The organism is Rhodoferax sp. XS2R6, assembly GCF_056521365.1.
On the sequence record NZ_JBWMAY010000001.1, the window covers coordinates 458,554 to 470,235 of the forward strand.

The 11,682-nt window shown below is 61.2% G+C and carries 9 protein-coding genes; all 9 read left to right on the top strand.

What is annotated here, in order from left to right:
- The first annotated feature begins 106 nt into the window (after positions 1-106).
- Positions 107-2,746 carry a DNA gyrase subunit A gene (gene gyrA, locus AC097A_RS02185; RefSeq protein ID WP_315473327.1) on the top strand — a complete coding sequence of 880 codons (2,640 nt, stop codon included), beginning with the start codon at positions 107-109 and terminating at the stop codon, positions 2,744-2,746.
- Between the two features lie 83 nt (positions 2,747-2,829).
- On the top strand, positions 2,830-3,957 hold the full coding sequence (gene serC / locus AC097A_RS02190; RefSeq protein WP_479619575.1) for a 3-phosphoserine/phosphohydroxythreonine transaminase: 1,128 nt from the start codon (positions 2,830-2,832) through the stop codon (positions 3,955-3,957).
- Positions 3,958-3,967: 10 nt separating this feature from the next.
- On the top strand, positions 3,968-5,050 hold the full coding sequence (pheA, locus tag AC097A_RS02195; protein WP_479619576.1) for a prephenate dehydratase: 1,083 nt from the start codon (positions 3,968-3,970) through the stop codon (positions 5,048-5,050).
- A gap of 21 nt (positions 5,051-5,071) precedes the next feature.
- Positions 5,072-5,947 carry a prephenate dehydrogenase gene (locus tag AC097A_RS02200; RefSeq protein WP_315473330.1) on the top strand — a complete coding sequence of 292 codons (876 nt, stop codon included), beginning with the start codon at positions 5,072-5,074 and terminating at the stop codon, positions 5,945-5,947.
- The gene (locus AC097A_RS02205) at positions 5,947-7,944 is read left to right on the top strand and encodes a bifunctional 3-phosphoshikimate 1-carboxyvinyltransferase/cytidylate kinase (protein ID WP_479619577.1); all 1,998 of its coding nucleotides are present in this window, start codon (positions 5,947-5,949) and stop codon (positions 7,942-7,944) included. The genes AC097A_RS02200 and AC097A_RS02205 overlap by 1 nt, the downstream gene beginning before the upstream one ends.
- A gap of 132 nt (positions 7,945-8,076) precedes the next feature.
- On the top strand, positions 8,077-9,759 hold the full coding sequence (gene rpsA, locus AC097A_RS02210) for a 30S ribosomal protein S1 (protein WP_105259820.1): 1,683 nt from the start codon (positions 8,077-8,079) through the stop codon (positions 9,757-9,759).
- A 119-nt stretch (positions 9,760-9,878) separates the two neighbouring features.
- Positions 9,879-10,190, top strand: coding sequence for an integration host factor subunit beta (locus tag AC097A_RS02215; RefSeq protein WP_105259821.1), 312 nt, complete (start codon positions 9,879-9,881; stop codon positions 10,188-10,190).
- 28 nt (positions 10,191-10,218) lie between these two features.
- A complete protein-coding gene (locus tag AC097A_RS02220; protein WP_479619578.1) occupies positions 10,219-10,533 on the top strand; it encodes a LapA family protein in 315 nt (104 codons plus the stop codon).
- The gene (lapB, locus tag AC097A_RS02225; protein ID WP_479619579.1) at positions 10,523-11,680 is read left to right on the top strand and encodes a lipopolysaccharide assembly protein LapB; all 1,158 of its coding nucleotides are present in this window, start codon (positions 10,523-10,525) and stop codon (positions 11,678-11,680) included. Before AC097A_RS02220 ends, lapB begins: the two co-directional genes overlap by 11 nt.
- Positions 11,681-11,682 lie beyond the last annotated feature (2 nt).

The following is an 11,682-nucleotide window of genomic DNA, read 5'->3' on the forward strand; positions in this document are numbered from 1 at the left end:
CACGCATGTAACTCCATCAGCAGGGAGCCCGTGTTTGTTGCTCTGATGCCACAGCAAGGCGGCCGTAGAATCGAGAGCTGTCCATGACACCGTCCACAGTCTATCCATGACCCAGTTCGCCAAAGAAACCCTGCCCATCAGTCTTGAAGAGGAAATGCGTCGGAGCTACCTCGATTACGCCATGAGCGTGATCGTGGGCCGCGCCCTCCCCGATGCGCGGGACGGCCTGAAGCCGGTGCACCGCCGTGTGCTGTTTGCGATGCATGAGCTCAACAACGACTGGAACCGCGCCTACAAAAAGTCGGCCCGTATCGTTGGTGACGTCATTGGTAAATACCACCCGCACGGTGACCAGTCGGTGTACGACACCATTGTCCGCATGGCGCAGGATTTCTCCATGCGCCACATGCTGGTGGACGGCCAAGGTAACTTCGGTTCGGTGGACGGCGACAACGCAGCGGCGATGCGGTACACCGAAATCCGCTTGTCCAAAATGGCCCACGAACTGCTGGCCGATCTGGACAAGGAAACGGTGGACTTCGGGCCCAACTATGACGGTTCCGAAAAAGAGCCGCTGGTATTGCCCACCCGCATCCCCAACCTGCTGGTCAACGGTTCGGGCGGTATTGCCGTGGGTATGGCGACCAACATCCCACCGCACAACCTGAATGAGGTGGTGGATGCCTGCCTGCATTTGCTGAAAAACCCGGGTGCTTCCATCGACGAATTGATGGAAATCATCCCCGCGCCAGACTTCCCCACCGCCGGCATTATTTACGGCATCAATGGCGTGAAGGATGGTTACCGCACGGGCCGTGGCCGCGTGGTGATGCGCGCCAAGTGCCACTTTGAAGACATCGACAAGGGCCAGCGCCAGGCCATCATCGTGGACGAGCTGCCCTACCAGGTCAACAAGAAGACGCTGCAAGAGCGCATGGCCGAACTCGTACATGAGAAGAAAATCGAAGGCATCAGCCACATCCAGGACGAGTCCGACAAGTCCGGCATGCGCTTGGTGATTGAACTGAAGCGTGGCGAAGTGCCCGAAGTGGTGCTGAACAACCTGTACAAGCAAACGCAGTTGCAGGACACCTTCGGCATCAACATGGTGGCGCTGGTGAATGGCCAGCCCAAGCTGTGTAACCTGAAGGACCTGATCGAGGTCTTCATCGGCCATCGCCGCGAAGTGGTGACACGCCGCACCGTGTTCAACCTGCGCAAGGCGCGCGAACGCGGCCATGTGCTGGAAGGCCTGGCCGTGGCCATGGCCAACATCGACGAGTTCATTCGTATCATCCGCGAATCACCCACACCACCCGTGGCCAAGCTGGAGCTGATGAACCGCCCTTGGGACAGCAAACTGGTGCGTGAGATGCTGACCCGCACCCGCGCTGACGGCGGCGTGGTGAATGCAGACGACTACCGCCCTGATGGCCTGGAAAAAGAATTTGGCATGGGCAAGGACGGCCTGTACCGCCTGAGCGACACACAAGCGCAGGAAATTCTGCAGATGCGCCTGCAACGCCTGACCGGTCTGGAACAAGACAAGGTGGTGGCCGAGTACAAAGAGGTGATGGGCGAGATCGAAGACTTGCTGGACATTCTGGCCAAGCCCGAGCGCGTCTCCACCATCATTGGTGAAGAGCTGGGCCATGTGAAGCAGGAATTCGGCCAAACCAAACTGGGCGCACGCCGCAGCCTGGTCGAACACTCCTCGTTTGACCTCTCCACCGAAGACCTGATCACCCCCACCGACATGGTGGTGACGATGAGCCACAGCGGTTACATCAAGAGCCAGCCGCTCAACGAATACCGTGCACAAAAGCGTGGCGGCCGTGGCAAACAGGCCACCGCCACCAAAGAAGACGATTGGGTCGACCAGTTGTTCGTGGCCAATACGCACGACTACATCCTGTGCTTCTCCAACCGCGGCCGCCTGTACTGGCTCAAGGTCTGGGAAGTACCACAAGGCTCGCGCGGTTCGCGCGGCCGCCCCATCGTCAACATGTTCCCACTGCAAGAGGGCGAAAAAATCACGGTGGTGCTGGCACTGACCGGTGAAAAGCGCACCTTCCCGGCCGACCAGTATGTGTTCATGGCCACCAGCATGGGCACGGTCAAGAAGACGGCGCTGGACGAATTCAGCAACCCGCGCAAGGGCGGCATCATTGCCGTGAACCTGGACGAGGGTGACTACCTGATTGGCGCCGCACTGACCGATGGCAAACACGACGTGATGCTGTTCAGCGACGGCGGAAAGGCGGTGCGCTTTGACGAAGACGATGTACGTCCGCTGGGCCGCAATGCCCGTGGTGTACGCGGCATGTCGCTGGACGTGGGCCAAAGCGTGATTGCCATGCTGGTGGCTGAAGACGAACAGCAAAGCGTGCTGACCGCGACCGAAAACGGCTACGGCAAACGCACCAGCATCACCGAATACACCCGCCACGGCCGTGGCACCAAGGGCATGATTGCGATCCAGCAGTCCGAACGCAACGGCAAGGTGGTTGCCGCCACGCTAGTGCATGTGGACGACGAAATCATGCTGATCACGGACAAGGGCGTGCTGGTACGTACCCGTGTCAGCGAAATTCGTGAACTGGGCCGTGCGACACAAGGCGTGACGCTGATTGGCCTGGACGAGGGCTCCAAGCTCAGTGGCCTGCAACGTATTGTGGAAAACGACGCCAATCCGTCCGACGCAGAGTCGGGCGAGGATGCAAGCGACGAGGCCGAAGGCGCGTAAGCATAGCAAAACGCTCCTGAATTGATAGCTGCTGGCGCATATTTAACGTGGGCTAGCGCCCTATTTAACCCATAAACCTGCGAATGCAACGTCCCTACAATTTCTCGGCCGGTCCGGCCGCCATGCCAGCCGAAGTGCTGGCGCAAGCCGCCGACGAGATGCTGAACTGGCCCGACGCCAGTGGCCAGCGTTGTGGCATGGGCGTGATGGAGATGAGCCACCGCGGCAAAGAGTTCCAGAGCATTTACGAGGCCGCAGAAGCCAGCCTACGTGAGCTGCTGGCGGTGCCCGCGCAGTTCAAGATCCTGTTCATGCAGGGTGGCGGGCTGGCCGAAAACGCCATCGTGCCGCTGAACCTCAGCGCGTTGCGGGCGCCAGCGGGACAAGCCGGTGTGACGAACTTTGTGGTGACCGGCAGCTGGAGCGAAAAGTCGCTCAAGGAAGCGGGCAAGTACAGCCAGGCCCATACGGTAGCGTCGGGCAAAGACGGAGGTTTCACGGCCATTCCGCCCGCCAGCAGCTGGCACCTGAGCACAGATGCCAGCTACGTGCACCTGTGCACCAACGAAACAATCAACGGCGTGGAGTTCCAGGCCCTGCCAGACCTCAAAGCCCTGGGCTCCAAGGCGGAGCTGGTGATCGACTTCTCGTCCCACGTGGCCTCGCGCCCGGTGGACTGGAGCAAAGTGGGCTTGGCCTTTGGCGGCGCCCAGAAGAACCTGGGCCCTGCGGGCCTTACCCTCGTGGTGGTGCGCGAAGACCTGCTGGGCCATGCCCTGCCGGTCTGCCCCAGTGCCTTCAATTACCAAACGGTGGCCGACAACGGCTCCATGTACAACACACCCCCCACCTACGCGATTTACATGGCGGGTCTGGTTTTCCAGTGGCTCAAGCGCCAGGGCGGCATTACTGCCATGGAGGCGCGCAACATCGCCAAGGCCGAGCTGCTGTACGGCGCGATTGATGCCACGGGTTTCTACATGAACGGTGTCGCCCGCGGGGCCCGCTCGCGCATGAACGTGCCCTTCTTCTTGCGCAACGAAGCGCTCAACGACGCCTTCTTGGTCGGTGCCAAAGCCGCAGGGCTACTGCAGCTCAAAGGCCACAAGTCCGTCGGCGGCATGCGCGCCAGTATTTACAACGCCATGCCCATCGAAGGCGTGCAAGCGCTGGTGCAGTACATGCAAGAATTTGAACGCACCCACGGCTAAAACACCCACCATGGCACGCACCCTCCCCGAACTCCGAGTCCTGATCGACGCCGTCGACCAGGAGCTGCTGACCCTGCTCTCTCGCCGTGCCGCACTGGCGCACGAAGTGGGCGAAATCAAGAAGATCGAAGGCTCAGCTGTCTTCCGCCCCGAGCGCGAAGCCCAGGTAATCCAAAACCTGCAGCAGGCCAACCAGGGCGCGCTGAAGAGCGAGAGCGTAGCCGTCATCTGGCGTGAAATCATGTCGGCCTGCCGCTCACTGGAAGCGCCGCAGCGCGTGGCATATCTGGGCCCCAAGGGCACCTTCAGTGAAGAAGCCGCGGTCCGGTTCTTCGGCTCCAGCATCACCCATGTGCCCTGCGCCAACTTTGACGAGGTCTTCCACGCGGCCACCGCAGGTTCGGCCGAGTTTGGTGTGATCCCCGTGGAAAATAGCACCGAGGGCGTGGTGACACGCTCATTGGATCTGTTGCTCAACTCCCCGCTGCACATCGTGGGCGAAATCAGCCTGCTGGTGCGCCACCACCTGTTGCGCAGCACCGCGTCGCTGGACGGTATTGAGGTCGTATTGGCCCACCCGCAGGCGCTGGCCCAGTGCCAGCAGTGGCTGAGCACCCATTTGCCGAACGCCGAACGCCGCGCAGTGTCCAGCAACGCCGAAGGCGCGCGCCTGGCCGCCAGCAATCCGGCCTGGGCAGGCATTGCCAGCGAACGTGCAGGTTCCGAATTTGGCCTGCACATTGCATCCCACGCCATCCAGGACGAGGCTTTCAACCGCACCCGTTTTGTCGTCGTCTGCCTGCCCAGCGTGCTGCCCGCGCCCGAGGCTTCGGGCAAAGACTGCACCAGCCTGGTGGTTTCCGTGCCCAACAAACCCGGCGCGGTACATGACATGCTGGTGCCGCTCAAACGCCACGGCGTGTCCATGACACGTTTTGAATCCCGGCCCGCACGTTCCGGCCAATGGGAATACTATTTCTACATCGACTTGCAAGGCCACCCGTCCCAGCCCCCTGTGGCGGCGGCCCTGAAAGACTTGTCCAGCCTGTGCGCCTTCTACAAGGTGCTGGGAACCTACCCGCTGGCCGACTGATGCACACCTGCAGGACCCTTTATGTTTGAACAGCTTGGCTTGATTGGATGTGGCTTGATGGGCGGCTCGTTTGCCCTGGCCCTCAAACGGGCTGGCCTGGTCAAACGCGTGGTGGGCTACAGCAAGTCGCCCTCCACCACCGAACGCGCGCGCCAAATGGGCGTGATCGACATCGAAGCACCGTCGGCCCTGCTGGCGGTATCGGGTGCCGACATCGTGCTGATTGCCGTTCCGGTGTCGGCTACCGAGGCCACCTTCAAGGCCATCAAACACCTGGTCACCCCCAGCATGCTGATCATGGACGTGGGCTCCACCAAACGCGACGTGATCGACGCGGGCCGCCGTGGCCTGCGCGAGCACATTGGTTCGTTTGTGCCGGCCCACCCGATTGCCGGCAAAGAGTTATCGGGCGTGGAACATGCCGATGCGGACCTGTACGCCGGCAAACAAATTATCTTGACCCCCATCGAGCGCACCCTGACCACGCAGCTGCAAAAAGCGGTGGACGTTTGGACTGCGCTGGGCTGCCGCGTGCTCAAGATGTCGCCCGAGCAGCATGACGCCGCCTTTGCCGCCGTGAGCCACCTGCCGCACCTGATTGCGTTTGCGCTCATGAACGCGATTTCCAGCCAACCCCAAGGCAAAGACTACCTCTCGCTGGCCGGCCCAGGCTTCCGCGATTTCACGCGTATTGCGGCGGGTGACCCCAAGATCTGGCGCGACATCATGGTCTCCAACCGAGAAGAACTGTTGGAACAAAGCAAGGTGTTCCAGCGCACCCTGCAGGCCATGGAACTCATGATTTCCAGCGGCAATGGCGATGCGCTCGAAGGCCTGATCGAACAGGCAAGCAACACCCGCGCCCACTGGACCATGGCGTCCAAACACAATAAATAATGTTCTCCACCGCCTTCCTGGACCTCCCCCCCCTCGCCCATGCGGCGGGTACTGTCACCCTCCCCGGCTCCAAAAGCATTTCCAACCGCGTGCTGCTGCTGGCCGCCATGAGCGCGGGCACCACCACCATCCACGACCTGCTGGACTCCGACGACACCCGCGTCATGCTGGTGGCACTGCGCACGCTGGGCTGCGGCGTGGAAGAATCCGGCGCCATCGTGCGCATCACCGGCCTGGGCGGTCAGTTGCCCAACGCCTCGGCCAAACTGTTCCTGGGCAACGCCGGCACCGCCATGCGCCCGTTGACCGCCGCGCTGGCCGTGCTGGGTGGTGATTTCGAACTCAGCGGCGTACCGCGCATGCACGAACGCCCCATTGGGGATTTGGTGGATGCACTGCGCCAGCTGGGCTGCCAGATTGACTACCTTGGCAACGACGGCTACCCCCCGCTGCGCCTGGGCCGCCCCGCCCTCAAGCTGGATGCCCCCATTCAGGTGCGCGGTGATGTGTCCAGCCAGTTCCTCACCGCCTTGTTGATGGCGCTGCCGCTGGTAGCCACCAAAGACATCGTGATCGAAGTGGTTGGCGAACTCATCTCTCGCCCCTACATCGAGATCACGCTCAACCTGCTGGCGCGCTTTGGCGTGCAGGTGCAGCGCGACGGCTGGCAACGCTTCACCATTCCCGCAGGCTGCCAGCTGCAGTCGCCCGGTGACATTCACGTCGAGGCCGACGCTTCCAGTGCTAGCTATTTAATAGCGCTTGGCGCAATATCTACGGGCTCTAGTGGCCAAAATGGCATAAAAATCCAGGGTGTGGGCGCCGATTCCATCCAAGGCGATATCCGCTTCATGGAGGCCGCCCAGGCCATGGGCGCCCAGATCGACAGCGGCCCCAACTGGCTGCAGATCCAACGCGGCGCCTGGCCCCTGAGGGCCATCGACCTGGACTGCAACCACATCCCCGATGCGGCCATGACCCTGGCCGTGATGGCGCTTTACGCCGACGGCACCACCACACTGCGCAACATCGCCAGCTGGCGCGTCAAGGAAACCGACCGCATCGCCGCCATGGCCACCGAGCTGCGCAAGCTGGGGGCTACCGTGGTCGAAGGCGCGGATTTCATCCGCGTGACGCCGCCCGCTTCCATAGAAGCATGGACCACCGGCAGCATCCACACCTACGACGACCACCGCGTCGCCATGTGTTTCTCGCTGGCCGCGTTCAACCCGGCCGGCCTGCCCATCCGCATTGAAGACCCCAAATGCGTGGCCAAAACCTTCCCTGACTACTTTGAGGCGCTGTTTTCGGTCGCTACGGCTGACACGGCGGCCATTCCGGTAGTCTGCGTGGACGGCCCCACGGCTTCGGGCAAAGGCACTCTGGCCGCCGTATTGGCCGAAAAGCTGGGCTACCACTTTCTGGACTCCGGCTCGCTCTACCGCATCACCGGGCTGGCCGCGACGCGCGCCGGCATATCGCTGGATGTGGCCAACGAACAGGCCATCGTGACCCTGCTGCGCAGCCTGCCCATCCATTTCGAAGGCAGCCACATCTGGCTCGCCAACGAGGATGTGAGCGAAGCCATCCGCACGGAAGAAGCAGGCATGAACGCCTCCAAAGTGTCCGCATTCCCGGCAGTTCGGGCCGCTTTGATCGATTTGCAGCGCAATTTCCGCAAACTCCCAGGCCTGGTGGCCGACGGACGTGACATGGGCACGGTGATCTTCCCGGACGCCCCGCTCAAGGTCTACCTGACCGCCAGCGCCGCCTGCCGGGCCGAGCGGCGCTATAAGCAGTTGATTTCAAAGGGAATTCAAACTACAATCGACAGTCTTCGCGCGGACCTGGAGGCGCGCGACGCCCGGGACTCGTCCCGCACCGTCGCCCCCTTGAAGCCCGCAGAAGATGCCCAGTTGCTGGACAACTCGGATTTAACAGTCGAATCGTCTGTTGAAACGGTGTTGGCCTGGTGGCAAAGCAAACTGCCTTTTTAGCCCCTGGTTAGTTAGGCAGTTGTAGAAAACAAAGGCTGATGCCTTTGTGTGGTCCCCATAGCTCCTCTCGCGCGTCTGCGCATCGGCTGTGGGGTTCAATAACTTAACCCCGCGGTGCAAACCGCAAAACTCATGTCTGAATCTTTCGCAGCCCTATTTGAAGAATCGCTACAACGCTCGGAAATGCGCACCGGCGAAGTCATCACCGCTGAAGTCGTCCGCATCGAGCACAGCTTCGTCGTTGTCAACGCTGGCCTCAAGTCCGAAGCCTACGTGCCAATCGAAGAATTCAAGAGCGACAAGGGCGAAATCGAAGTCCAAGTGGGCGACTTCGTGTCCGTGGCCATCGACTCCGTGGAAAACGGCTATGGCGACACCATCCTGTCCCGCGACAAGGCCAAGCGTCTGGCTTCCTGGATGAGCCTGGAAAAGGCCCTGGAATCCGGCGAATTCGTGACCGGTACCACTTCCGGCAAGGTCAAGGGCGGTCTGACCGTTCTGGTCAACGGCATCCGCGCCTTCCTGCCCGGTTCGCTGGTCGACACACGTCCTACCAAGGATCTGTCTCCGTACGAAAACAAGACCCTGGAATTCAAGGTTATCAAACTGGACCGCAAGCGCAACAACGTCGTGTTGTCTCGCCGTGCCGTGGTCGAAGCCTCCATGGGCGAAGAGCGCGCCAAGCTGATGCACACCCTCAAAGAAGGTTCTGTGGTGCAAGGCGTGGTCAAGAACATCACCGAATACGGTGCGTTCGTGGACCTGGGCGGTATCGACGGCCTGCTGCACATCACTGACATGGCATGGCGCCGCGTCCGTCACCCATCCGAAGTGGTGACCGCTGGTCAAGAGATCACCGCCAAGATCCTGAAATTCGACACCGAAAAGAACCGCGTGTCTCTGGGTCTGAAGCAAATGGGCGACGATCCTTGGATGGGCGTGAACCGCCGTTACCCCCAAGGTACCCGCATGTTCGGCAAGATCACCAACATCGCCGACTACGGCGCGTTTGTGGAACTGGAACCCGGAATCGAAGGTCTGGTGCACGTGTCCGAAATGGACTGGACCAACAAGAACGTTGCACCTTCGAAGATCGTTGCCCTGGGTGACGAAGTCGAAGTCATGGTTCTGGAAATCGACGAAGACAAGCGTCGCATCTCCCTGGGCATGAAGCAGTGCAAGGCCAACCCATGGCAAGAATTTGCTCAGAACACCAAGCGCGGTGACCGCGTGAAGGGCCCCATCAAGTCCATCACCGACTTCGGCGTGTTTGTGGGTCTGGCTGCCGGTATCGACGGCCTGGTGCACCTGTCCGACCTGTCTTGGAACGAGTCTGGCGAAACCGCCGTGCGCGAATTCAAGAAGGGTCAAGAAGTTGAGGCTTTGGTCTTGGCTGTGGACGTGGACCGCGAGCGCATCTCCCTGGGTATCAAGCAGTTGGATTCCGATCCTTTCACCACCTTCGTGTCGGTTAACGACAAGGGCCAGATCGTGACCGGCAAGGTCAAGACTGTGGACGCTAAGGGTGCTGAAATCGACCTGGGCGAAGACATCCTGGGTTACCTGCGCGCTTCCGAAATCAGCCGTGACCGCGTGGAAGATGCGCGCAACGTGCTGAAAGAAGGCGACGAAGTGACGGCTGTGGTGGTGAACGTGGATCGCAAGACCCGCAACATCCAGTTGTCCATCAAGGCGAAAGACATGGCTGACCAAAACGAAGCCATGCAATCCCTGAGCCAGCAGTCTGCCCGCGAAAACGCCGGCACGACCAGCCTGGGCGCTTTGTTGCGTGCCAAACTGGACAACAACTCCTAATCAGTTGGGGACAGAACTAAATTCTGTCCCACACAACATCTGATATGTTGCTGACCTGAACGAACGACCGGCTCCCTTGGGGTGCCGGTCGTTTTTTCTTCTCCCTAGCCTAAACACCCATGACCCGCTCCGACCTTGTTGAAGAACTGGCCAACCGTTTCCGCCAACTGACCCACCGCGACGCCGAGTTCGCCGTGAAGGCCATTCTGGACGCCATGAACGACGCCCTGGTCCGGGGACACCGCATTGAAATCCGTGGTTTTGGCAGCTTCTCCATCAACCGCCGCCCGCCCCGCATGGGCCGCAATCCGCGCAGTGGAGAGAGTGTGGCGATTCCCGAAAAACGCGTGCCTCACTTCAAGCCTGGCAAAGCCCTGCGCGAAGCCGTGGACCAACGCACCGCCGAGCTGGAATCCAAGACCAATCCCTGAGTAGAATCTCCGGGCACCGAGGAGATGAATGAAACAGCTCGTATGGCTCTTTAAGTGGCTACTTAAAGCGGCCATTTTTTTTACCCTGTTCGCTTTTGCCCTGAACAACCAGGGCGATGTCACCGTGCAGTTTTTCTTTGGCACACGCTGGACCGCGCCCATGGTGCTGGTGGTGCTGATCACCTTTGCCGCCGGTATAGCCATTGGCGTACTGGGCATGGTGCCGCGTTGGTGGCGCCATCGCCGCGCTGCCAAGCAGGCCCGTAACCAAGCTGCCACCGCACTGGCCGCCGTAGCCGCAGAAGCCGACAAAACCCCAACACCGCCACCACATGGACTTTGATATCACCCTGATCCTCATGGGCCTGCCCGTGGCCTTTGTGCTGGGGTGGCTAGCCTCGCGCATGGACCTGCGCCAGCTGCGCATGGAAAACCGCCAGGCTCCCAAGGCCTATTTCAAGGGCCTGAATTTCCTGCTCAACGAGCAGCAAGACCAGGCGATTGATGCCTTCATCGAAGCGGTGCAAAACGACCCGGACACCTCGGAGCTGCACTTCGCGCTGGGCAACCTGTTTCGCCGCCGTGGCGAGTACGAACGTGCGGTGCGTGTGCACGAGCACCTGCTCTCGCGTGGTGACCTGAGCGAAGACGACCGCCACCGGGCCCAACACGCGCTGGCACTGGACTACCTCAAGGCCGGCCTGCTCGACCGCGCAGAAGACGCCCTGCTCAAGCTCGAAGGTACCCGTTTTGAAGCCCAGGCCCGCTTGGCCCTACTGGCCAATTACGAACGCTCGCGTGACTGGGAACATGCGGCGCTGGTGGCGCAGAAGCTCGAATCCAGCGGCCAGGGTAGTTTTAAGGGGCGCCTGGCCCACTACCTGTGCGAACAATCGGCAACCCTGGCCACTGCGGGCCACACCGAGGAAGCCAACGTGCTGCTCAATGAGGCCATTGCCACCGCCCCGGAGGCCCCGCGCCCGCGCATGGACCTGGCCCAGCTGCAAAGCAAGGCAGGCCACTCAGCCCAGGCCTGCACCACACTGACGGACGCCATGCACGCAGCCCCCACGGCCGTTGGTTTGATTGCACCGCTGCTTGCTCAGCAGGCGATTGCAGCAGGGCAAGAGCCCAAAGCCTTGGACTTGCTGAAAAAAGTCTATGCCCATGGGCACTCGCTGGACGTGCTGGACGCGATCGTGGCGCTGGAAGCCGCCAGTACCCACACTACACCCACAGCGCGTGAGTGGTACGCCCGCCATCTGGAGACCGAACCCTCGTTGGTGGCTGCCGCCAAGTGGATTGCCGGCGAAAAGCTGGAGCATGAAGCCTTCCACCCCCATGTGCAGCGCGCATTGGACCACGCCGTCAAACCCCTCACACGGTACCGCTGCGCCGCCTGCGGCTTCGAAGCCAAAGTGCACTTCTGGCAATGCCCTGGCTGCCAAGCCTGGGACAGCTACCCCGCACGCCGTGTAGAAGAACTCTGAAT